The organism is Chryseobacterium sp. NG-CE01, from assembly GCF_055695505.1.
On the sequence record NZ_CM146369.1, the window covers coordinates 1,580,243 to 1,602,364 of the forward strand.

The window sequence follows — 22,122 nt, forward strand, 5'->3', positions numbered from 1 at the left end:
TCAAAAAACTAAATGTTTCGGTAAATGATGGAGAAGCTCCGTATTGATGATTGCTGCACATATTTCAGGTTTCTCCCAATGACCGTTATGGCCGCAATCGAGAACATAAGACTTGATATTGGTTCGGTCCGGAAGATTCTTTATCATCGTTTCTGTTTTTACCGCATTGTCATGTTTTCCGGCCAAAACTAAAATCTTGCAGTCAAGGTTTTCGAGAATATGCTTTTTGTCTGTTCGTTCCACCATTCCTTTTACGGATGCCAGAGCGCCAAGGTTATTGGTAGAAAGGGCCACTTCAAGCGCTGTTTCTATTTTGCCTTCAAGAACATCTCTTTCATTCGGATTGAAAAGATTGGGAACTCCGGCTCTAACGTAGTGTGCAAAAGCATCTTCAATGATTCGGTAACTTTTGATGCGCTGCTCTTTTTTTTCAGCATCATCAGCAAGATAGGATGAGAAAAATAAGGTTACACTTTTCAGGTACTCAGGATATTTTTCAGCAAAACCGAGAGAAATATAGCCACCCATTGAATGTCCTAACAAATGAACTTTTTGTAAATTCTGATCGTCCAGAACTTTTTTTACCTCTTCTGCCATCAGTTCCATGGTCTGAACTTCCGCAATAATATCCGATTGCCCATGTCCCGGAAGGTCGATTTTCAGTAATGAAAAATTTTCGGAAAGATGAGGTTCCAAGTCACTCCAGATCGTAATGTTTTCCATAAAACCATGAAGTAAAACAAGTGTTTCCTTTCCGTTTCCTTTTCTCTTGAAGTTTAGCATAATTTCAGATTAAAAATGAATATCAATATGATCAACAAAACCCGAACCATTTACCATATTCTGAAGTCGGTATGTTTTGCCGCCGTCTTTAGACATGAATGTTTTGGTTCCCTTTCTGAGATCAGGCTTTCCATTTTCGTATTCGGAAATACTTTGTGAAATAGTTCCGGTAAAATTCATGTATTTATTGGAAACTACATCCATAAAACCTTTAATTTCAAGAGAATTTTTCGCTGATTTTATCTGACCGGAAACATTATAATGGTCTCTTTCACCATCAATTTTTTCGAATGAAATGGTTCCTGAGCTTTGTATGGAATTATGCGTGAGCTTGTGAGGTCCGCTGAAATCTTTGAAACGGTTGTTAGATTTAATGCTGTCGTTAATTTTTGTCCTTGCATCGTTAATGGAATCTACGATTTTTATGCTGTCGGTTTTATTTGATGCAGAAGTGGCTTCTTTTTTAGAGCAGGAAACAAACAAAGCCGTTGTCGCAAGAGCGGTTAAAAAGTTTTTCATTATATAAAATTATAGCCAAAAATAAATAAAAAAAGAGCATTTTGAAAATGCTCTTGGTTGTTATTGGGTTAATTCATCGTAAACTTTCTTTTCCCAGGGCTTGATGTCGGTAACGCCGTAACGTTCTTTTTTGGAGATCGCGATATTATCCAGAATATCGACGAAGTTTTTGTAATTGGCATCATCGGTAGGTTCGATGATAATGGTAAAGTTTTCTTTTTTAGGAGCGTTATTATACGCTTCGGAAATGATTTTAGTGATATTGATTCCGCTGAAATCGGTTTCTTTTAAATTGCTTTTGTCTAAATCTTCCTTCGTCTTCTGATGATAAAATACCCGGTCGTCTTTACCCAAAATAAATGTAATCTGATTATTAACATCTACAACATTTGTAGGGGGATTTGGTGATTTTCCAGGCAATCCCAGATCCATCACATTAGGTTTTGTGAAATTAGTGGTAAACATAAAGAAGGTAATTAAGAGAAATCCTAAATCTACCATTGGAGTCATGTCTACGCGGATCATTTTTTTTCTCTGCTTGCTGCCTCCCTGCTTTTCTTGTGCGATTACTTCAGCCATAGTTAATAGTTTTTAATTGTTAAACGGTTTTTAAATAAGCATGTCGAATTTGTACCTATTTGTAAATTTAATACAAATTGTATACCTTATTTTTAAATTAATTGTATATTTTATATTCTTCAAATAAGATATTTTGTATTTTTCTGCAAATCAGCATAATAAAAAAGCCTTACCAAGAATTGATAAGGCTTTACTCTATATTAATCGTACAATTATTTATTGTTCTTATAATAATTTACTCCGCATTCAAGGAATTTTTTGAAATCCTCTTTAGGCATGTATCCTGAAACGGGAGTATTGATTACTTTCCCGTCCGGAGTCAGTAAAACGTAATGTGGTTGAGAATTATTATTAAAATTCACCTGTTGGAATAAGCTCCATCGGTCACCGATTGTTTTTACCTTTTTTACCTGTCCGTCACCAAGATCAATTTTTGTTTTCTGATCTTCGGGAAGTTCTTCTTTGTCGTCTACATAAAGTGAAGCCAGGACGACATCATTCTGAAGAATCGGCAGGATATCATTTTCACTCCATACAAATTCTTCCATCTTTCTACAGTTCTCGCAACCATAACCAGTGAAGTCAATTAAGATCGGTTTGTCTTCTTTTTTAGCAAGTTCAACTGCTTTAAAGAAATCATGTTCCGGGTGCATTCCTAAAATTCCGTCTTTTTCATCATGGAAATAACTAACATTTAAAGGAGGTAAAATTCCACTTAATAATTGAAGCTTTGGACGCTCCGAAGGAATTAATCCCTGAATCAGGTAAATCACAAAACCTAATCCCAAAATACCGAGAATTTTTCGGGTAACGGAAATTTTCGGCTTTTTATCATCATGCGGAAATCTGATCACACCAAATAAATAGAGTGCTAAACCTAAAGCCACAAGAATCCAGATCAGAATGAAAAGTTCTCTTTTCAATAAGAATGTTTTGGAAACCAAATCTGCTTTTGATAAGAATTTTAACGCTAAAGCCAATTCTACGAAACCTAAAACAACTTTTACGGTATTCATCCATCCTCCGGATTTTGGAAGACTTTGCAGTGCCTGCGGGAATAAAGCCAGCAATCCGAAAATAATCGCCCACGCCAAACCAAAGCCAGCTAACGCAAAGGTCAGTAACATCGGAACATTAGCCGAACCTGTCACTGCACTTCCCAATAAGCTCCCTAAAATAGGACCCGTACAAGAGAATGAAACGATCACCAATGTTAAAGCCATAAAGAAAATCCCTACAATTCCGCCTGCTTCTTCCGCTTTTGAAGATTTGTTGGCAATGGCACTTGGTAAAGTGATGTCATAATATCCGAAGAAGCTTCCCGCAAAGAAAATGAATATGATGAAAAATGCGATGTTCAGCCATACACTGGTAGATATTTCGTTAAAAATATTTCCGGCAATGCCATCAATAATATGGAATGGAACACTCAGCAAAATAAAGATCAGGAAAATGAAAAATCCGTAGATAAAGGCATCTCTTTTTCCTTTGGCCTTATTCAGGCTGCCTTTCGTAAAGAAGGATACCGTAAGCGGAATCATCGGGAAAACGCATGGTGTAAGTAATGCAATCAGCCCTCCGATAAATCCTAGAAGTAAATACGTCCAGTAATTTTCAGATACTTTTTCAGCGGCAACTCCACAATCGGTGAGCGGTTTTTCAAAATTAATGGATTCTATTTTTAATTGTTTAGGGTCTAGTTTTGATGTTTCCGTTACAGTAGCGGCGCGTTTCGCAGGATTTTCCACCGGTGTTTCTGTTTTTACAGAATCTTTTATCGGTTCGGTAGTTTCTGCTGCTGTGTCTTCCGGAGCGCCTTTTGGTGTTACCTGTTTGTTGAATTCTAAAGTATTCGGTGCCAGGCAAACTCTGTCGTCACAGGTCTGATAAGTAATTTCTGCGACAACATCACCCGGTTTGGTACCGTCTTTAAGTTTAAACTTTTGCTTAAAACCTGCTGAATTAGAATAATACACAATCGTTCCTCCGAAAGCTTCTGAAAATTCTTCATGCTTTTTCCCAACTTCGGTAAATTTGCCGATCAGTTCAATATTTTTCCCGGAAACTTTATAATCAGTAGGAATTCCGGTATCTTCCGGAATGTCTTTTGAATAAATATGCCAGCCGCTTTCCATCGTAGCGTTTAGCACGGCTTCGTATTGATTGTCACCTAATTCGTTGATTGTAAATTTAAATTTTACAGGATTTTTGATTTGTGCATTAATTCCTGTTGCTAAAAACAGCAGAATTAATAAAAACCAGTTTTTAAATTTCATTTTGCTTCTTATTAAAAATTTTGAGAATGTGTCAGGACTTCTCACTCCCTGCGTGTTTCCGGTTCTGTCACTAGAATTATCCCGAATACAGAATCCACGATCGGCGCGCAACCGGATTTTTGTGTCGCTAAATTAGATATTTTTTCGTCCCTAAAAAACTTAGAAACTTTCTTTTTTTAAATAACAGTTATTTATAAAGCGTTATGGTAAGATTCAGGGTCTTAAAATCTATTCTATCTGTTATTTTTAATCATTAAAAATGATGTTATTAAAATTTAAAGCTGTACTCCAGATTGGCAATGAAGCTTCTCGTCAATCCGTCAGGCCGTGTGTCACGCACTAAAAACGGTACTCCGATATTAAGCTGCAAAGCATTGGTTTTGTTTAAGCTATAATCCAAAAATACATTTCCATTAATGGTTAAGCCGTCAGATCCGTCGATTTCCTGCTGAAAGCCGGCCGAATTGGTAAATTTATCTTTAGAAAGATGATAAATATTTAACAATCCAGGCGTTAATAATAGTTTTTCTGTGATTTTTACCGGATAAGAAGCCCTCAAAAGAACATCACCACTGCGTTTGAAATCTTTGGTACTCTGAAAATCTGCTAAAGCGGAATTGGCAGGGTAATTTTTGGCATTGAACTGGTTTTCATTTTGTGTTAAAGGCTGTTGTAAGGCTGCAACCAACTGTAGTCTTTTGATCTGATATCCAATTCCGGCAATAAGGTCAAAGGTTCCTAAGCTGGATTGATAATCCATGGGAAGAATGTTCCCGTTATCGGCTTTATTTCCGTTGTTCAGAGGAATTTTCGCGCCTAATGTGAATGTAAGGTTTTTGTTTGCCCGGTAATTTGAATTCAGGTAAATATCAGATAGTCCAAACACACTGATGCCATTTCCTGTTTGGGCAATAGAAGTAGCTTTGGCGCTAATGCCAAATTTAGAACTGATTTGTCTGTTATATTCCAGATATTGACCGTAAACCGTAACGGAATTATCAGCCTTTCCGAAAGAAAATCCTGCTTTCAGTTCATTTCTGTGACTATTAGCAGAGTCGGCAGCATTATGCGGCTTTAAACTGTTTACGGTACAAAAACCGGCGTCACTGCAACCCTGGGCATGTGAAATTCCGGGAATAGTCATCAAAAAAATGCTTAGAAAAGCGAAATAAAATGTTTTCATAAGGAGTGTTTTATTTTTATAATTGTTTTAAAATATCTTCTATTGATGCTCTTTCTTTATAATCCGGATTAAAATGTCGCCATGAGATGATTTTATTTTCATCCAGAATAAAAGTTGCGGAAACCGGAAGCCTCCCGGAATTATCAGATCTGCTAGTGGCAAAACCTTCTACCTTTGAATTGTAGAGATCCAGTATTTTTGCATCCGGAGTATAAAGTACATCAAACGCTTCGGCGATCTTGTAGTCTTCATCATATAAAACCGTATATGATGTTTTGGTTTTTTCGATGGTTTTTTCTATAAATTCAGGTTTCTCCGGAGATATAATCACCAGTTTTGCATTTTTAGCTTTTAATTCAGGAGAAATATTTTGAAGAGATTCTATATATCTGTTGCAGTAAGGACACCATTGCCCGCGAATGAAAACCACGACCAATTTTTCTTTTTGATTTGATAAAGAAAATGTATTTCCCAAATGATCTTTCGCAGAAAAGCCCGGAATTTTATCGCCTACCATCTTTCCTTTTACCGTATCAATTGTTTTCGGAACTGCAGAAGGTGAAATTTTATTTGCAACCGACATTCCTATGGCTGAGAATTGTGTGGCATTATAATAGCCAAAATCATACTGAACCAGTTTACCGCTTGCATCTAAAAACAAGAACGACGGGAAATTGACAATTTTAAACTCTTTTGCCAGTGCTACGCCTTCCTTTTCTGCATCTATGGCAAGATTCACAAAGTTTTTATTAAAAATTGCCCCAACTTTTGCATCAGTGAAAGTATTTTTCTGCATTAGCTTACAGGGACCGCACCATGTCGTGTAGAGGTCTATGAAGATGAGCTTGTTTTCTTTCTTTGCAATCTCTTTTGCTGTTTCTAAGTTGATCTTCTGAAAGTTAATTCCTTTTTTACCCTGTGCGTTTGCAACGATTGCTAATAAAAAGCACAGACTAAGTATTATTTTTTTTGTCATGATATTGTTACTTATTTATAAGTTCCAAAAACAAAAAAAAATCACCCGGTTTCGAATGATTTTTTATAACTATCAGTATTTCAGTGTTAAAAATTATCTTTGTCTTTAATTTTTCTGATTTGCTCTACACATTTATGCTTTTGGTTCTGTGCATTGTGCTTGCTGGAATATTTGTATTTGCTTTGAATTTCTTCAATGTTTTTATTATTCATAAAAATATCCTGGATCAAATTTTTGCAGTGCGAAGATATAGCATTCATATAATCATTAAGCTTATCCCAATAATCACGCTCATTTTCGATGGCGGTATTGATCTCTTCCTGATGGGTAATATAGTAATTGTCCGGGATTTCTGTTAAAAACTCTTTGTTTCTAAGCCTTTTTAGCCATAAATTTTTAGAAATTCCCGATAGATAATTGGCGAGGCAAGTATATGCTTTGAAATTATCGGCGTATAATTTTTCGTATAAAATAATAAGTGCGTCCTGAAAAATATCTTCAGCGTCTTCAAGGTTTCCGCTGTTGTTAAGAACAAACTTTTTTGTGTAGACAAAATATTTTTGATATAAAATAGCGAAAGCAACATTACTGTCCTTCCTGAAATCTTCTATTGCTAAAGTGTTTGTTGTTCTTTTATCCATCGTATTTGTAGTGTCTTCTGAGTGTGCTGCCCTGTGCAAAATCTCCTGTCCTGTCTATAAGGAAGTATTCCTAAAATCTGGTCTTTTGCGTCACACAGCAACCATGTGTTTTGTTTTTCTAAAATAGATAATTTTTCGTCCCGCAGGAATTTGGCGACCTTTTTTTTGCCTTTCATCCCAACAGGGAAAAATACGTCTCCTTCTTTTTTCTTTCTTAATTTTAATGGAAAGCTGATCTTTTCAGGATCTATAACCCAGTCGAACGGTTTTAAATCAATAAATTGATATTCCTTGTTTTCGTGGAGTAATATTTCATTATTATTGTTGTCCAAAATAATTTCTTCAGACTCTTTTAGAATATCTTCTTCAAGGCCTGTGATAACAAAAGCATTCCGGTCGACAGCTAACTGATACTCTTTCGAAAAAAATACACTTCCGTTTTCCGCTATAAAAATTTTTGCAATCTCTTCTTCGTGGGCAAAGCCGTACTTTCTTAAAATTTCAAATTTTACAAAATCGCTTTCCGCAGCAAGCTGTTCTTTCGATAATATTTTCTGGTACTGGTTAAAAACAGTAATGCTTTTTTCAATTTCTTCAATCTGCTGCTGAACAAAATGTCTTGTCCGGTTGAGGTATAATGAACTTTTTCTGAAATTTTCCAGGAAGTGTTCATTGGTTTCCATTAATTTAGGAACAATTTTATGTCGTATTTTATTTCTCAGATAATCATTTTTTGAGTTGGAAAGATCTTCCCGGTATTCAATATGATTTTCTTTGGCAAAAGCATAAATCTCTTCTTTTGAATAAGATAAAAACGGGCGTAAAATATTATTATCACTAGCCGGAATTCCACTGAGGCCATTGATACCTGCTGCTTTTGAAAGATTAATAATAAAGGTTTCAAGCTGGTCATTCAGATGATGGGCGGTTACCAGAAAATCAAGGTTTTCTTTTTCGCGGATTTCTTTAAAGAAATTATATCTCAGTTCTCGTGCCCACAGCTGAATGGAACCTGCAGGTTTATTATCCTTATCAGAAACTGTATATAGATGGAATTTGATATTGTTGTTCTGACAAAAATCCTGCACTACTTTTTGATCAAGGTCAGAGTCTTCACCACGCAGTCTATAATTGATATGAGCAACATGAAATGATGCTCCTAAATCATGAAAACAGCGGGCCAGGACCATAGAATCTGCGCCGCCGCTTACTGCCAGAAGATAAGTGCTTGTTTCGGAAGCCGGTACAAGGTTTTGCAATTGATTTTTTAGGTCAGACGTTTTCAATAGGTATGCTAAGAATTTCTTTGTGCAAAGATAATCGATATAATTAAAATGAATTTTGTTACCTTTGATCGTCTAAAAATGATTATTTATGAAAATTTTTAAAATCTTAGCAGTATCTGCAATGGTGTTGGGAATGACATCTTGTATCAGCAAAAAACAGTATGATGCACTGAGCTCAAATTACAAACAATGTATTGAGAACGTGGGAGAAAGACAGAGAGAAATTCAGGATCTGAAGTCTCAGAACTCTGCTTTGACGAGCGAAAACAACCTGTTGAAAAGTCAGCACGATGCTTTAAAATCTTCATTGGATGCATGTCTTTCCAATACAGGGAAAAGCTCTGCCAATATCGACAAGCTGGTGGGAGAGATCAACGCTTCAAACTCTTACATCAAGCAGCTGATCTCCAGCAATGCTAAAAATGACAGCCTTAATTTAGCTTTATCAAACAAGCTGAAGAGATCTTTGGATAATGTAGCAGACAGCGATGTTCAGGTGAAAGTTCTGAAAGGAGTGGTAATGATCTCTCTTTCTGACAAAATGCTTTACAAAACAGGAGATTACAACGTATTGCCTGCAGCACAGGAAGTATTAGGAAAAGTAGCGAAAGTAATCAACGATTACGACAAATATTCTGTACTAATCGAAGGTAATACCGACAATGCTCCTTTAAATTCTCCAAACCTGCCTAGAGACAACTGGGATCTTTCTGCATTGAGAGGTACTGCCGTTGCTAAAGTATTACAGACTCAGTTCGGAGTAGATCCAGCGAGAATCACAGCTGGTGGTAGATCAGAATACAATCCTAAAGCAACTAATATGAGCGTTTCCGGAAGAGCTGAAAACAGAAGAACGGAAATCATCATCATGCCGAAGCTGGATGAATTCATGAAATTAATGGACATAGCGCCTAAAAAATAATAAGAACAAACATTCAATCAATACAAATAAATCCCGAAGCAATTCGGGATTTATTTTTTTAATCAAATTAATTCTTCTTTTTTCAATAATGAAATAATTCGCTGTAAAAATGAATTGGATATTTCCGGCTTAGTTTTCTTCAGAGATTCTGTTCTGTCTTTAGATAGTGCATTCCTCTTTTTCTCCTGGTTAATTTGTTTTACTCCTGCATTCATTTTAGTTAGTGTTTTTACCCTGATCCAAAGGTATAGCTATTCCGAAAGCCAAAACATCCGTGTTTTTACGGTAATTTTTCCGGGGATTCTCCCATGACTCGGAATATTTGCGATTCGTTGGGCTTTTTGCTTATATTTAAGTAAATTTGAATCAACAAAATTTGTAGAATGAGCTTTTTTGAAGAAAAGAATCAGGAAATGGACCGCTATCTGGAAACCCATGCTTCATCGGAACCCGAAATACTGAAAAAGCTGAGAAGGGAAACCTATCAGAAAACAACTCAGCCCCACATGATTTCAGGATATCAGCAGGGAAGATTGCTGACAATTATTTCCCAAATGTTGCAGCCTGAAAATATTCTTGAAATAGGAACATTTACAGGATATGCGACGCTTTGCCTTGCATCAGGACTTAAAGAAAACGGCAGGATTACCACGCTTGACGTGAATGAGGATCTTGCTTATCTGCCTGAAAAGTATTTTGCAGAAAGCGGGCGTTCTTCTCAAATTGATTTTAGGCTTCAGGACGCAAAAGAATTTTTAAAAGAAACCGACCAGTTCTTCGATCTTGTTTTTATCGATGCAGACAAAGAAAATTACGCGGAATATTTCAGATTGATCAAGCCGCACACAAAATCCGGTTCTGTAGTAATGTTCGACAATGTTCTCTGGTACGGGAAAGTACTGGAAGAAAATCCCAAGCAGAAGTCTACACAGGCTATTAAAGAACTCAATGATCTGATCGCGAAAGATGATGATTTTGAAAATCTTATTTTACCTTTGCGGGATGGTGTAAATTTTTTACGCAGAAAATAAAATAAGGCTGAGTGTAAGGCTGAAATTTACTATGAATTTCTCAATCTTATCCTCATTCTAAACCTTTAATATAAATTAATGAATAAAGGAGTTTGTATTGTAACGGTGGCACCTGTGCGTGCGGAAAGTTCAGACAAGGCTGAAATTGTTACGGAAATACTTTTTGGCGAAAGCGCCGATATCCTCGAAGTGAATAAAAACTGGACCCGGATAAAAATGCATTATGACGGATATGAAGGCTGGATGGATACCAAACAGCTGAAACCCGTAACCGATGAAGAACTGGCGGCTCGAAAAGTAACAGTTGTAACCGAAGATTTCGCTTCCGTGATGATGAATGACGGCAAAACGCTGCTTTCTATGGGTTCTGAAGTGGAATTTCCGGTAGTAGCATCCAGAAGAAGCCACAATGTGCGGGAAAGTATAGCTTTAACAGCCAAGGAGTTTCTTAATGTTCCTTATTTGTGGGGAGGGAAAAGTTTTTTTGCGGTAGACTGTTCCGGATTTACACAATTGGTATACAAAATTCATAATATAAAATTACCGAGAGATACCTCGCAACAAGTAGAAGTGGGAGAGTCTTTAACCTTTGTTGAAGAAAGCCAGCCCGGAGATCTTGCTTTCTTTGAAAATCCTGAGGGCAAAATTATTCATGTGGGAATTATGCTTGATAATCAGAAAATCATTCATGCTTCCGGAAAAGTAAGAATTGATACGCTGGACTCTACCGGGATTTTCAATAAAGAAATGAATAAACATACCCACAAACTGAGAGTAATCAAAAGCATATTATAAATTTTTTAAACAAAATTGAAATGGAGAATATTCTGTTGCTGATTTTTGATATTTTAAATTTCGGGCTGCTTGTGTTTTTATGGTGGTTCAGTATTAAAAATTACAAAGCATTACCGAAGACCATTCCTATTCATTTTGATTTTGACGGAAAAGCAGATAATTTTGGAAATAAAAAATACTTTTATCTGATGCCTGGTGTACTCACGATTGTCTATTTTTTGTTTGCTTTTATTGTCCGAAGTCCGGAGTCTGCGAATTATCCTGTACAGATTACCGAAAAAAATGAAAATGCTCAGTTTCTCATTATGGGAATTTTCATAAGATGGCTTTTTCTTTTAGTAGCATTGATTTTTCTTAATAGTCAGGATTACATGCTCAGATATTCACTTAATGATAATGCAAAACCGCGGGTTGCATTTTCTACACTATTGTTTTCAATCATAGGCAGTCTGATTGCTCTGTTCATTTTTGTTGGTCTTTTTAAATGAAATTTAAGTAATGGCTTTTTTCTATAATGTATTTATCAGCTTAATGATCTTCGGAATGAAGGTTTTTTCTTTGTTTAACGAGAAAGCAAAAAAAGGAGTTCTCGGGAGAAAAGAATCGTTAAAAAAAATACAGTCGGCTTTTTCTGCAAATGATAAGGTAATCTGGATGCACGCCGCAAGTCTTGGCGAGTATGAACAGGGACTTCCGGTGCTGGAGCAGCTGAAGGAAAACTTTTCGGATCATAAGATTCTGGTTACTTTCTTTTCACCTTCCGGATATGAAAATGTTGTGAAAAAGAAAAATATTGCAGACGTTATTTGTTATCTGCCGTTCGATAAAAAGGCAGATGTTAACGAATTTGTCGTTCAGATCAACGTTACCTTGTTTTTCACCGTAAAATATGATTATTGGTATAACCTTTTAGAAGAGCTTAAACAAAAAGATATAAAAACGTATGTTATTTCGGCTCTCTTTTATGATACACAATCCTTCTTCACTTCGTACGGTAAATGGTTTGTAAAACAGCTGCAGAAAAATATTGACTGGTTCTTCCATCAGACAGAAATGTCATATGCATTGGCGAAAAGTGTGGGTCTTACTCAATCTTCCGTAACAGGAGATACACGTTTTGACCGCGTAAAGCAGCTCCGAAACCAGGATAATCATGTTGAATTTATTAAAGATTTCATAGGAAGGGATAAAGCTGTTGTTTTCGGAAGTTCCTGGCAGGCCGAAGAAAAAATGGCTGAAGAAGTCTTTCTGGGAACTCCGTATGCAAAACTGATTATTGCGCCTCACGATCTTAAAAGAGTCCAGCACCTGAAACAGATGTTTCCTGAAGCCATCTTGTACAGTACGATTAAAGATTCGGCAGAAAATTTTAACTCCAGAGTTTTAATCATCGATAGTATCGGTCTTCTTTCAAGATTGTATTCTTACGCAGATATTGCAGTAGTGGGAGGCGGTTTTCATGATGCGGGGCTGCACAACATCCTGGAAGCGGCAACTTTCGGTGTGCCTGTGATCTTCGGAAATCATTACCGCAAAAATCCGGAAGCCGACGAGCTGATCTCCGCAGATGGTGGTAAATCTTTTGAAAAAACAGGTTTGGCGGCAGATTTTGTGATGTTCCTGATCAATAATGAAGAAACCCTTCAGATGATGTCTTCAAATGCTAAAAAATTCGTTGATAATAAACCGGGTTCAACGGCATTGATTATCAATAAAATTTTATCGTAAAAATCCCTGACTTTTAATTTCTTTTATCACCTGATCAAAATTTTCCGGAATTTTATCGCTTTTAAGCCAGTTAAGGTCTATTCCGTTGTTAATGAAAAGTTTTGAGAGATAATGGTTCTGAAGAATTTTTCCTTTCAGTTCATCCAGATATTCATCAATTTCCATCCAGTAATCTACATCCAGCTTTTTGGTAAGAAGCAGAGCTTTTACGGTTTTATTAATAATATAGAGGTAAAGCTTATACACATTATCAAATCTCAGACGTCCAAGATCATCATTATAATTCAGGATTGTATTTATCAGCAAAAGATTAAGGCTTACTTCTCCGAATTTATCGGTCGTGATTTTTACATGTTCCGTGATTTCCGCACTTATTTTTCTGACGATGCTCAGGAAATATTTTTGATTGCTGATGTATTTTGAAGCAAGTATTACCTTCTCTTCAACAATATCTTCCATGGCGTCCCGCTTATTGTCAGTAGTTTCAGGATCAATAAGTTCGAAATATAATTTTTTGGATAAAAGTTTGTCTTTTTTCAATAACCTGAATATAAGCCTGTCCTTTTCTGCGGGAGAAAAGTTGCTTATTGCAGCTTTGAAATCTTTTGAATATTCCATTTTTTAAATTTAATTAAAAATTCTGGAATATTTTATAAATCCGTTTAATGCCCAATTCGCCGTATAATACAAAGATTTAATTGTAGAAAATCCCATAAAATCCTTATACACCAGATATTGATCTTTAATAATGTTTTGTTTCTTGCGGGAAACGCTGTTTTGTCGCATTCTGTATTTGGCAAGGGTCTTTTGTAAAGGATAGCCTTTCGGAATTTCCTTCAGAAGATTCAGCCACATTACATGATCTTCACGTTTGCTTTTTACTGGAAAGAAAAATTTGCCGACTCTCTTGGTATCGTACATCGTCGATACCGGCGCCAGTCTGCAGGTTTTAAGCAAATTTGAAAAAGTTACGATTTTATCTGCCTGGAAATCTTTTAATACAGGCTTCATGGTGTGTTCGTCACATCTCGAATAGTTACAGTAAACGAGTTCTGCATCATACTCTTTCATATAACGGATCATGGTTTCGAGATATTCCGGGTGCCAAAGATCATCGGAATCAAGAAAGGCAATATATCTTCCCTGAGCCCTTTCAAGGCTTTTATTTCTGGCATTGCCTGCTCCGCCATTCTGATCCAGAATGTGAAGCTGTATCCGCGGATCATTATATTTCTGCAAAATTTCGACAGTATTGTCCCGGGAAAGGTCATCCGTAATCAGCCATTCCCAGTTTTCGTAGGTCTGGCCAAGTACGCACTGTATTGTTTCCTCAATAAATTCTGCCGAATTGTATGAAGGTGTGATAATGGAAACAAGCTCTTTCATTTGTGTTTATTTTATAAAAATTTTTTCTCAAAAAAATGCCATGAGCAAATCCCTACTACAACAACAACAATCATACAGACTACCGCCATTACATAAGGATTGTAATCCTGAAAAAATCCCAATGTGGTAAAAACCCGGATAATGGGAAAATGAAAAATATAAATTCCGTAAGTGAAATCCCCGTATTTCCCAAAATTATTCAGGAATGAAAAAGAATAGGCAATATACAGTACAATAATGCCGATCATCATGGGAGAGAATAGTTTAAAATTAAAAAACAGATCAATCCAGATCGTGATTAAAGCAATAATAAACAGTGTGTTTTTATGTTTTATAAAATGATCAAAATTAAAATAGATCAGCATTCCCGGAATGAAATAAGAAAGTGATCCCGGGAGTTGCTTGGCTGCCGACATTTGATTTAAAGATTCAAAATAATTAAGATAAATTAGGGAAAAGAAGTAGATGATTACAAGGCTTATATTCCTGTACCTGTTATTTTTGCCGAACAACAGAAAAAGAAGCGGAACGCAGAAGTAATAGGACATTTCAACTTTCAGAGTCCACAACGCTCCGTTTACTGCCTGATTCCCGAAAACTCCGGGCAGCCATGGTGCTTTAAAATTCAGAAATAAAGAATTCCAGAAAAGATATTTATAAACCTGAGGATTGCTGAAATATTCAGCGAAAGAATAAGTGCTTACCAGACTCAGCAAAATAGCACACAGAAACACTACCAGCAGATACGCCGGAACAATTCGCCTGATTCTTTTTTCCAGATAGCTTTTTAAACCTGAAGAACGCTCATAGCTTCTTGCAATAAGAAAACCGCTTACAACAAAAAAACCGAAAACAGCTATTTCAATGGGACTGTATTGAAGGATTTTCAGCTCCGGAGAGACACTTAAAGTTCCAAGATGCCCCACAAAGACAATGAAGGCCAGGAGTACGCGGATAAAGTCGAAATTATTTTTCGTTATCATTTGTGTTGTTTTGTACAAAAATAACTTTTTCCTACAATATAGATACTTCTAAGCCCTAATATTTTTAAAAATATTAAGTTTACAATTATTTTTTGCAAAATATTATTAAATAAATCAAAAAAATTATAATTTTAGCACTTGAAAAATTTGATACATGAAGAAATTAGCATTACTATTTGCAGGTCTATCATTATTAGTAGCGACAGGATGTAATAACGACGACGATAACACAATAGAATATCCGATTGTGGGAACCTGGCAGCCCATGAAAGTGGTTGTTACCACTGTGCCAACAGCAGGAACTCCTGTTTCAGACGGAATTTCTTTTGATACCGACTGCCAGAAAACATCAAGATGGGTATTTGCAGCGGCAGGCTCAGGAAAAAGAACCGAAAACGGAGACGGATCTGCGCCGGGAACCTGCCAGCCAACTTTCGACAGAAATTTTACTTATACTTATGATAAAGATAGTAAGGCTATTCAGCTAAAATATCAGGGAATTGTTGAACCGGACAAAGGAAGCGTGGTTACCCTTAATGAAAATACTTTGAATATTAAGATAGAGGATACTTCAAACCCTACGAAATACCAGTCAAGAACTTATACCTTAAAGAGAATTCCTCAACAATAAAAGCTTTTTTCGCTAAAGCGTCAGGTCTCATCTTCGGATGAGATTTTTGTTTTATGAGATTTCATTTAAAATTAAATCCTATTTCTGTTAAAATCATTATTTTTGTGAATCTTGATTTTTAGAGTTAAACGAAATTTAATCTAAATATCGAAGTCTAACATCTAATCTAATTACAAAAAGTGTTTTACGATCATCAGCAGATAGAAAAAAAGTGGCAGAAATACTGGGAAGAAAACCAAACCTATAAAACTTCCGACAGCACTGATAAACCCAAGTTTTATGTTCTCGATATGTTTCCGTATCCTTCGGGCGCCGGGCTTCACGTAGGGCATCCTCTCGGATATATTGCGTCAGACATTTATGCGAGATATAAAAGACATCAGGGATTCAATGTGCTACATCCGGTAGGCTACGACAGTTTCGGGCTTCCTGCTGAACAGTATGCCATCCAGACCGGGCAGCATCCTGCCGTAACTACCGAACAGAATATTACCAGATACGAAGAGCAGCTTAGAAAAATAGGCTTTTCTTTTGACTGGAGCAGGGAAGTAAGAACTTCAGATCCTTCTTATTACAAATGGACCCAATGGATTTTTATTGAATTGTTTCATTCATGGTATAATAAAAATACAGATAAGGCAGAGCCGATTTCCACGCTGATCAAACATTTTGAAGATAAAGGAACGCAAGATTTACATGCGAACCAGACTGAAGAACTTCACTTTACAGCAGAAGAATGGAATACGGCTTCTGAAATAGATAAAGAAGATATTCTTTTAAATTATCGTTTGGCGTACAGAGCGGAAACTACCGTAAACTGGTGTCCTGCGCTTGGAACCGTACTGGCAAATGATGAGGTGAAAGACGGAAAATCCGAAAGAGGAGGTTTCCCGGTGTTTCAAAAGAAAATGATGCAGTGGAGCATGAGGATTTCCGCATACTCCGAGAGATTACTTCAAGGTCTTAAAAGTCTTGACTGGCCACAGCCTTTAAAAGATTCTCAGGAATACTGGATCGGAAAATCCCAGGGAGCACAGGTGAAATTTGAAATAGAAGGTTATCCTGATGAAGTTATTGAAGTATTCACCACAAGGCCCGATACCATTTTCGGGGCAACTTTTATGGTGTTGGCTCCGGAAAATCCTTTGGTAGAAACCATCACCACGCCGGATCAAAAAGCAGAAGTTGATAGCTATATTGAAGAAACCTCCAAGAAAACGGAAAGAGACAGGATGGCGGATGTGAAAAATGTTTCAGGAGCTTTCACGGGAAGTTATGCACTTAATCCGTTCAGCAATGAAAAAATGCCGGTCTATATTTCAGATTATGTATTGATGGGTTATGGAACAGGAGCCGTAATGGCAGTTCCGGCACATGATGAGCGTGATCACAGATTTGCGAAGAAATTTAATTTAGAAATAAAAAAGGTTGTAGAAACCGATGAAGATATTCAGGAAAAATCTTTCGATTCCAAAGATTCTGTATGCGTAAACTCTGATTTTTTAAATGGTTTAAAATATGACGAAGCAAAAGCTTTAATTATTTCCGCAATCGAAAAAAGAGGAATCGGGCACGGAACAACCAACTACCGACAACGCGACGCGATTTTCTCCAGACAAAGATATTGGGGGGAACCGGTTCCTATATATTATAAGGATGGAATGCCTTACACATTGCCGACTTCTGCGCTGCCTTTGGAACTTCCCGAAGTTGAAAAATATCTGCCTACTGAAGACGGAGATCCGCCATTAGGAAATGCAAAAACTTTTGCCTGGGACGAAGCGAATCAGAAAGTAGTTGATACAAATCTCATCGACGATAAAACAATTTTCCCTTTAGAATTATCTACGATGCCGGGTTGGGCGGGGAGTTCATGGTATTTCCTAAGATATATGGATCCTAAAAATAATGAGGTTTTTGCTAAAAAAGAACTTTCAGATTATTGGGGACAGGTAGATTTATATATCGGAGGAAGCGAACATGCAACCGGACATTTATTGTATTCGAGATTCTGGAACATGTTCTTAAAGGACAGAGAATACATCAATCATAATGAGCCTTTCCAAAAGCTGATCAATCAGGGGATGATTTTGGGGATGAGTGCGTTTGTGTATAGATTTAATTACATGTCGACTAGTGAATCTTTTTCCAAACCTATATTTGTTTCAAAGAGTATTGTTGAAAAAATTAACGAAGGAGAAAATTCAAAATTAATTTTCGATACTGTTTTGAAAAATTTTGGTTTAAATGATAACAGTAAAGTTATTTTGGCTAAAGAAAGTTTTCAACCAATCCACGTCGACGTTTCTTTATTAAAAGGGACATCCGACGAATTAGATATTAAAGCATTTAAAGCATGGAGACCAGATTTTGCGGAGGCGGAATTTATTTTTGAGAGCGGTAACAGCTCCCTCTCCCTTGGAGAGGGTTGGGGTGAGGAAAAATTCATCACGGAACGTGAAGTCGAAAAAATGTCCAAGTCAAAATACAATGTGGTAAACCCGGATGATATCTGTGAAGAATACGGAGCAGATGGATTAAGATTGTATGAAATGTTCCTGGGTCCGCTGGAGCAATCCAAGCCTTGGAATACACAAGGTCTAAGCGGAGTTTACGGTTTTCTTAAAAAATTCTGGAATTTATATTTTAATGGCGAAGTTTTTGAAGTGTCTGAGGAGGAACCGACAAAAGCAGAATATAAAGTATTGCACACCTTAATTAAAAAAGTAGTTTACGATATTGAAAACTTCTCTTTTAATACATCTGTTTCATCATTTATGATTGCAGTGAACGAACTGCAAAAAATAAAATGTAACAAACGCAATATTTTGGAACCTTTGTCCGTTATCATTTCTCCGTATGCGCCACACATTTGTGAGGAACTCTGGAGTTTGCTTGGCCATACAAATTCAATTGAATTTGAAAAATTCCCTGTGCTGAACGAGGATTATCTGGTAGAAGATGAATTTGCTTACCCGATCAGTATAAACGGAAAAACAAAGCATAAATTATCATTATCTGCGCAGCTTTCTCCTAAAGAAGTGGAAGATTTGGTATTGAAGGATGAAAAAGTTCAGCAGTTTCTGGAAGGTAAAACCCCGAAAAAAATCATTGTGGTGCCGGGAAGAATTGTGAACATTGTAATTTAAATAAAAATTAACATTGGCAAATTAAAAAAAATGAAGGCTGATATTTTTTAAATTTTTAATGTAATGCTAAAATTTAATGATTATTGCCAAAAAAAGAGAAAATAATTATAATATCGAAATCGTATTAAAATTTTATTGTCAAAAAAAACAGAAATGTTTATTTGAGACTCTTGCATTTTAATTAATTTTGCCTTTAATTTACACCTTGTAAAATTTTAAAACAATATAATTTAGTTAAATATGGAAATGAATGTTTCAAAAAATGATGAGCAAGTAGTTGCTAAAAAAGCGGGAGGTTTAAACCCAGCTGTAATTATTCCTATTATCTTAGCTATAGGAATTTGTATTTATTTATTCGTTTTGGGTAGCCCTGGAAACTTTAAAGATGCTGACAAATTAGGCGCAGGATCTGTAGCGTTTTCAGATGTTGAAGGAAAAGACATTCACCCAGATTCTTTCTTAGGTATTATCTACAAAGGAGGGGTTATCGTACCAATCTTGATTACTTTCATGCTTACCGTTATCGTGTTCTCAATTGAAAGAGCATTGGTTTTAGGAAGAGCAGCAGGAAAAGGAAATTTAGATAACTTCGTTGTACAGGTAAGAAGCTTACTAAACCAAAACAAAATTGATGAAGCTTTAGAAGAGTGCGACAGACAACAAGGTTCTGTTGGTAACGTAGTAAAAGAAGGTCTTACTACTTACAAAGCTTTATCTCATGATACTACGCTTAACAAAGAGCAAAAAATGGTAGCGCTTAACAAAGCAATCGAAGAAGCGACTACTCTTGAGATGCCAATGCTTGAGAAAAACATGATGATCCTTTCTACCTTAGGTACTGTTGCAACGTTAGTAGCACTTTTAGGTACGGTAATCGGGATGATCAAGGCGTTCTTCGCGTTAGGTTCAGGAGGAGGTACTCCGGATGCAGCTGCACTTTCTACAGGTATCTCTGAAGCTTTGATCAACACGGCTTTAGGTATTGGTACTTCAGCAATCGCTATCATCCTTTATAACTTCTTTACTTCTAAAATTGACGGATTAACTTATAAGATCGACGAGATCGCAATGAGTATCCAACAGTCTTTCGCTGAATTCAACTAAGAATTTTCAGCAAGGAATTTGCATTAAGTAAAAAGAAGTCTAATTAAAAATTATTAATAATAATGGCGAGAGTCAAACCAAAAAGACATGGAGTAGTAACGGATATGACGGCAATGTGTGACGTTGCGTTCCTGCTGCTTACATTCTTTATCTTGACCACTCAGTTTAAAAAACCTGACGTGGAGCAGATCAAACCGCCATCTTCAATATCAGAGAAGTTACTTCCTGATGCAAGTTTGATGACCATCAACGCTACTCCGGACGGAAAATTCTATTTCCAGCCCGTAGAAAATGCATCAGAGAGATTACAGCTTTTAGACAATATGGGTAAAAAGTATGGTATTACTTTTGACAATAAGGAAAAAGCTGCATTCCAGAAAGTACAGGCTATCGGGGTTCCTATGAACCAGCTGAAAAGCTATCTTGATTTGCCAGATGACGCGCAGAAGAATTTCAAGAGTCCTACGGGGATTCCTATGGATAGTACAAATAAGCAATTGGTAGACTGGGTAAAAGAAAGTCTTGCGGTTAATCCTGATTATAAATTGGCGATTAAAGGAGATGTTACTACAGAATATCCTAAAGTAAAAAGTTTATTTGAGGGTTTAAGAGATATGGATTTTCTTAAATTTTGGTTGATTACATCACAAGAAGGTAAACCTAACGAATAATATCGATTAGAAATGGCAGAAGTACAAGTACAGGAAAAAGGCGCCAAAGGCGGCAAGGTACGTTCCAAGAAACAAAGTACCAGAGTCGATATGACTCCGATGGTGGACTTGGGTTTTCTATTGATTACCTTCTTTATGTTCACAACCACATTCTCTAAACCGAATGTAATGGATTTGGGTCTTCCGGCAAAACCGAAAGATGAAACAAAAAAACCACCTCCAACAGAAATTAAACTTTCTAATTCAATCTCTTTATTATTAGGTAAAGACAATAAGATTTTCTGGCACCAACAGGATAATACTTCCTTAACAGATCAGAATCTTAATGAAACTAATTTTGATAGAGAAGGAATCAGAAAAGTAATTGAGCAGGCAAAAGCAAATGCAGCTGATAAATCCAAATTTACCGTGATTATCAAGCCTACTGACGATGCTGTATATAAAAACTTTGTAGATATTCTTGACGAAATGGCAATTACCAAAAGCGAACAGTACGGGGTTACCGATCTTAAGCCTTGGGAAAAAGCTATTTACGACAGAAAGGTTGGGAATTCAGGAGCTGCTGCAGCGCCGGCTACTAAGTAATTTAAACCATAAAATTGTAAATCTATGGCAAATGAAAATGTATACGATCAGAATCTTACTTTAGATGAGATTGTATTTGAAAATAGAAACAAGGAATATGGTGCATACGATTTAAGACATCAGTATCCAAAACTTCTGACAAAATCTTTCATCGTTGGAACAGCAATATTCCTGGTTCTGGCATTGTCTCCTTTTATTTATCTTACGATTAAGAGACTTACTGAACCACCTCCGCAAGAAGTAAAAGCAGATTTGATCAATATTCTTGAGGATGATCCGATCATTGAGCAGCCGAAAGAAGAAGAACCACCACCACCTCCGCCACCGAAAGAAGAGGAGAAAATTGAAATTATTCAGAACGTGGTTCCGGAACCTGTAAAAGCTCCGAAAATTGAAACACCGCCGCCGCCGATTTCTAAGCAGTTAGATACTCAGACAGGGTTGGAAAATCAAGCAGGTGTGAAAGTTCCAACTTACACACCGCCGCCGCCGCCGCCATCAACAGGTACAAAATCTTCAACAGCTGAAGTTAAGCCTCAGGTGAGTGATACCCAGGTTTATACAGAAGTAGAACAGACTGCTGAATTCCCTGGAGGTATCAATGCTTTCAGAAATAAAGTGGCAAGTAACTTCGACGGTTCTGCAATGAACGGAGACGAAGGTACTGTAAAAGCTGAAGTTACTTTCGTTGTAGAAAGAGACGGTAGTATTACAGACGTTAAAGCGAGCGGAGGAAATTCCGATTTCAATGCTGAAGCGATCAGAACTATTAAGTCTATTAAAAATAAATGGACTCCTGCCAAAATCAACGGACAATCTGTACGTTATAGATTCAGATTACCTCTGACTATGAATTTTGAAGGATAATTTATCTTTAAATAATAATTAAAAAAG

The 22,122-nt window shown here is 36.6% G+C and carries 22 protein-coding genes; 11 read left to right on the forward strand and 11 right to left on the reverse strand.

Annotation, left to right across the window (positions count from 1 at the left end):
- The 8 genes from ACYT6F_RS07660 to tilS form a co-directional block, all read right to left on the reverse strand.
- The gene (locus ACYT6F_RS07660; protein ID WP_472600628.1) at positions 1 to 783 is read right to left on the reverse strand and encodes an alpha/beta fold hydrolase; all 783 of its coding nucleotides are present in this window, start codon (positions 781 to 783) and stop codon (positions 1 to 3) included.
- 9 nt (positions 784 to 792) lie between these two features.
- Positions 793 to 1,302 carry a hypothetical protein gene (locus ACYT6F_RS07665; protein WP_472600629.1) on the reverse strand — a complete coding sequence of 170 codons (510 nt, stop codon included), beginning with the start codon at positions 1,300 to 1,302 and terminating at the stop codon, positions 793 to 795.
- A 60-nt stretch (positions 1,303 to 1,362) separates the two neighbouring features.
- Complete coding sequence (locus ACYT6F_RS07670) at positions 1,363 to 1,881, reverse strand: ExbD/TolR family protein (RefSeq protein WP_472600630.1); 519 nt, start codon at positions 1,879 to 1,881, stop codon at positions 1,363 to 1,365.
- A 212-nt stretch (positions 1,882 to 2,093) separates the two neighbouring features.
- On the reverse strand, positions 2,094 to 4,157 hold the full coding sequence (locus ACYT6F_RS07675) for a protein-disulfide reductase DsbD family protein (RefSeq protein ID WP_472600631.1): 2,064 nt from the start codon (positions 4,155 to 4,157) through the stop codon (positions 2,094 to 2,096).
- A 268-nt stretch (positions 4,158 to 4,425) separates the two neighbouring features.
- Positions 4,426 to 5,340 (reverse strand): hypothetical protein, encoded by a 915-nt coding sequence (locus ACYT6F_RS07680; RefSeq protein ID WP_472600632.1) that lies wholly within the window; start codon positions 5,338 to 5,340, stop codon positions 4,426 to 4,428.
- 16 nt (positions 5,341 to 5,356) lie between these two features.
- Complete coding sequence (locus ACYT6F_RS07685; protein WP_472600633.1) at positions 5,357 to 6,316, reverse strand: redoxin domain-containing protein; 960 nt, start codon at positions 6,314 to 6,316, stop codon at positions 5,357 to 5,359.
- A gap of 86 nt (positions 6,317 to 6,402) precedes the next feature.
- A complete protein-coding gene (locus ACYT6F_RS07690) occupies positions 6,403 to 6,957 on the reverse strand; it encodes an RNA polymerase sigma factor (protein WP_472600634.1) in 555 nt (184 codons plus the stop codon).
- Positions 6,930 to 8,216, reverse strand: a complete 1,287-nt coding sequence (tilS, locus tag ACYT6F_RS07695; protein WP_472600635.1) for a tRNA lysidine(34) synthetase TilS — start codon at positions 8,214 to 8,216, stop codon at positions 6,930 to 6,932. The genes ACYT6F_RS07690 and tilS overlap by 28 nt, the downstream gene beginning before the upstream one ends.
- Before the next feature lie 115 nt (positions 8,217 to 8,331).
- On the opposite strand from tilS, the gene ACYT6F_RS07700 reads away from it, so the two are divergent.
- The 5 genes from ACYT6F_RS07700 to ACYT6F_RS07720 all read left to right on the forward strand — a co-directional run bounded on the left by ACYT6F_RS07700 (position 8,332) and on the right by ACYT6F_RS07720 (position 12,719).
- Positions 8,332 to 9,165: an OmpA family protein gene (locus ACYT6F_RS07700; protein ID WP_066440732.1), complete on the forward strand. Its 834-nt coding sequence runs from the start codon at positions 8,332 to 8,334 to the stop codon at positions 9,163 to 9,165.
- A 383-nt stretch (positions 9,166 to 9,548) separates the two neighbouring features.
- Positions 9,549 to 10,196 (forward strand): O-methyltransferase, encoded by a 648-nt coding sequence (locus ACYT6F_RS07705; RefSeq protein ID WP_472600636.1) that lies wholly within the window; start codon positions 9,549 to 9,551, stop codon positions 10,194 to 10,196.
- A gap of 78 nt (positions 10,197 to 10,274) precedes the next feature.
- Complete coding sequence (locus ACYT6F_RS07710) at positions 10,275 to 10,991, forward strand: C40 family peptidase (RefSeq protein WP_472600637.1); 717 nt, start codon at positions 10,275 to 10,277, stop codon at positions 10,989 to 10,991.
- Positions 10,992 to 11,011: 20 nt separating this feature from the next.
- The gene (locus tag ACYT6F_RS07715; RefSeq protein ID WP_472600638.1) at positions 11,012 to 11,479 is read left to right on the forward strand and encodes a DUF1648 domain-containing protein; all 468 of its coding nucleotides are present in this window, start codon (positions 11,012 to 11,014) and stop codon (positions 11,477 to 11,479) included.
- Between the two features lie 10 nt (positions 11,480 to 11,489).
- Complete coding sequence (locus ACYT6F_RS07720; RefSeq protein ID WP_472600639.1) at positions 11,490 to 12,719, forward strand: 3-deoxy-D-manno-octulosonic acid transferase; 1,230 nt, start codon at positions 11,490 to 11,492, stop codon at positions 12,717 to 12,719.
- Here the strand turns inward: ACYT6F_RS07720 and ACYT6F_RS07725 are convergent.
- The 3 genes from ACYT6F_RS07725 to ACYT6F_RS07735 are packed head-to-tail and all read right to left on the reverse strand — an operon-like array spanning position 12,711 to position 15,088.
- Complete coding sequence (locus ACYT6F_RS07725; protein WP_472600640.1) at positions 12,711 to 13,337, reverse strand: deoxyuridine 5'-triphosphate nucleotidohydrolase; 627 nt, start codon at positions 13,335 to 13,337, stop codon at positions 12,711 to 12,713. The genes ACYT6F_RS07720 and ACYT6F_RS07725 overlap by 9 nt on opposite strands.
- A 9-nt stretch (positions 13,338 to 13,346) precedes the next feature.
- On the reverse strand, positions 13,347 to 14,105 hold the full coding sequence (locus ACYT6F_RS07730) for a glycosyltransferase family 2 protein (protein WP_472600641.1): 759 nt from the start codon (positions 14,103 to 14,105) through the stop codon (positions 13,347 to 13,349).
- 11 nt (positions 14,106 to 14,116) lie between these two features.
- Positions 14,117 to 15,088 carry an acyltransferase family protein gene (locus tag ACYT6F_RS07735; protein WP_472600642.1) on the reverse strand — a complete coding sequence of 324 codons (972 nt, stop codon included), beginning with the start codon at positions 15,086 to 15,088 and terminating at the stop codon, positions 14,117 to 14,119.
- 154 nt (positions 15,089 to 15,242) lie between these two features.
- Between ACYT6F_RS07735 and ACYT6F_RS07740 the strand changes: the two genes are divergently transcribed.
- From ACYT6F_RS07740 to ACYT6F_RS07765, 6 genes are all read left to right on the forward strand, one after another.
- A complete protein-coding gene (locus ACYT6F_RS07740; protein ID WP_472600643.1) occupies positions 15,243 to 15,719 on the forward strand; it encodes a lipocalin-like domain-containing protein in 477 nt (158 codons plus the stop codon).
- A gap of 179 nt (positions 15,720 to 15,898) precedes the next feature.
- Positions 15,899 to 18,868 (forward strand): leucine--tRNA ligase, encoded by a 2,970-nt coding sequence (locus ACYT6F_RS07745; RefSeq protein WP_472600644.1) that lies wholly within the window; start codon positions 15,899 to 15,901, stop codon positions 18,866 to 18,868.
- 240 nt (positions 18,869 to 19,108) lie between these two features.
- Positions 19,109 to 19,972, forward strand: a complete 864-nt coding sequence (locus ACYT6F_RS07750; RefSeq protein ID WP_169232076.1) for a MotA/TolQ/ExbB proton channel family protein — start codon at positions 19,109 to 19,111, stop codon at positions 19,970 to 19,972.
- Between the two features lie 62 nt (positions 19,973 to 20,034).
- Entirely contained in the window at positions 20,035 to 20,643 is a 609-nt protein-coding gene (locus ACYT6F_RS07755) for an ExbD/TolR family protein (RefSeq protein ID WP_472600645.1), read from the forward strand.
- Positions 20,644 to 20,655: 12 nt separating this feature from the next.
- Positions 20,656 to 21,228: an ExbD/TolR family protein gene (locus ACYT6F_RS07760; protein ID WP_472600646.1), complete on the forward strand. Its 573-nt coding sequence runs from the start codon at positions 20,656 to 20,658 to the stop codon at positions 21,226 to 21,228.
- Between the two features lie 24 nt (positions 21,229 to 21,252).
- The gene (locus ACYT6F_RS07765) at positions 21,253 to 22,095 is read left to right on the forward strand and encodes an energy transducer TonB (RefSeq protein ID WP_472600647.1); all 843 of its coding nucleotides are present in this window, start codon (positions 21,253 to 21,255) and stop codon (positions 22,093 to 22,095) included.
- Positions 22,096 to 22,122: the final 27 nt, after the last annotated feature.

What these genes read in the sequence shown, in the direction of transcription:
- ACYT6F_RS07755 (WP_472600645.1), top strand. Translation starts at nt 20,035, where the DNA reads ATGGCGAGAGTCAAACCAAAAAGACATGGAGTAGTAACGGATATGACG.
- ACYT6F_RS07690 (WP_472600634.1), bottom strand. Translation starts at nt 6,957, where the DNA reads ATGGATAAAAGAACAACAAACACTTTAGCAATAGAAGATTTCAGGAAG.
- ACYT6F_RS07685 (WP_472600633.1), bottom strand. Translation starts at nt 6,316, where the DNA reads ATGACAAAAAAAATAATACTTAGTCTGTGCTTTTTATTAGCAATCGTT.
- ACYT6F_RS07675 (WP_472600631.1), bottom strand. Translation starts at nt 4,157, where the DNA reads ATGAAATTTAAAAACTGGTTTTTATTAATTCTGCTGTTTTTAGCAACA.
- ACYT6F_RS07670 (WP_472600630.1), bottom strand. Translation starts at nt 1,881, where the DNA reads ATGGCTGAAGTAATCGCACAAGAAAAGCAGGGAGGCAGCAAGCAGAGA.
- ACYT6F_RS07765 (WP_472600647.1), top strand. Translation starts at nt 21,253, where the DNA reads ATGGCAAATGAAAATGTATACGATCAGAATCTTACTTTAGATGAGATT.
- ACYT6F_RS07700 (WP_066440732.1), top strand. Translation starts at nt 8,332, where the DNA reads ATGAAAATTTTTAAAATCTTAGCAGTATCTGCAATGGTGTTGGGAATG.
- ACYT6F_RS07660 (WP_472600628.1), bottom strand. Translation starts at nt 783, where the DNA reads ATGCTAAACTTCAAGAGAAAAGGAAACGGAAAGGAAACACTTGTTTTA.
- ACYT6F_RS07760 (WP_472600646.1), top strand. Translation starts at nt 20,656, where the DNA reads ATGGCAGAAGTACAAGTACAGGAAAAAGGCGCCAAAGGCGGCAAGGTA.
- ACYT6F_RS07750 (WP_169232076.1), top strand. Translation starts at nt 19,109, where the DNA reads ATGGAAATGAATGTTTCAAAAAATGATGAGCAAGTAGTTGCTAAAAAA.
- ACYT6F_RS07735 (WP_472600642.1), bottom strand. Translation starts at nt 15,088, where the DNA reads ATGATAACGAAAAATAATTTCGACTTTATCCGCGTACTCCTGGCCTTC.
- ACYT6F_RS07715 (WP_472600638.1), top strand. Translation starts at nt 11,012, where the DNA reads ATGGAGAATATTCTGTTGCTGATTTTTGATATTTTAAATTTCGGGCTG.
- ACYT6F_RS07740 (WP_472600643.1), top strand. Translation starts at nt 15,243, where the DNA reads ATGAAGAAATTAGCATTACTATTTGCAGGTCTATCATTATTAGTAGCG.
- ACYT6F_RS07665 (WP_472600629.1), bottom strand. Translation starts at nt 1,302, where the DNA reads ATGAAAAACTTTTTAACCGCTCTTGCGACAACGGCTTTGTTTGTTTCC.
- ACYT6F_RS07710 (WP_472600637.1), top strand. Translation starts at nt 10,275, where the DNA reads ATGAATAAAGGAGTTTGTATTGTAACGGTGGCACCTGTGCGTGCGGAA.
- ACYT6F_RS07680 (WP_472600632.1), bottom strand. Translation starts at nt 5,340, where the DNA reads ATGAAAACATTTTATTTCGCTTTTCTAAGCATTTTTTTGATGACTATT.
- ACYT6F_RS07725 (WP_472600640.1), bottom strand. Translation starts at nt 13,337, where the DNA reads ATGGAATATTCAAAAGATTTCAAAGCTGCAATAAGCAACTTTTCTCCC.
- ACYT6F_RS07705 (WP_472600636.1), top strand. Translation starts at nt 9,549, where the DNA reads ATGAGCTTTTTTGAAGAAAAGAATCAGGAAATGGACCGCTATCTGGAA.
- ACYT6F_RS07720 (WP_472600639.1), top strand. Translation starts at nt 11,490, where the DNA reads ATGGCTTTTTTCTATAATGTATTTATCAGCTTAATGATCTTCGGAATG.
- ACYT6F_RS07730 (WP_472600641.1), bottom strand. Translation starts at nt 14,105, where the DNA reads ATGAAAGAGCTTGTTTCCATTATCACACCTTCATACAATTCGGCAGAA.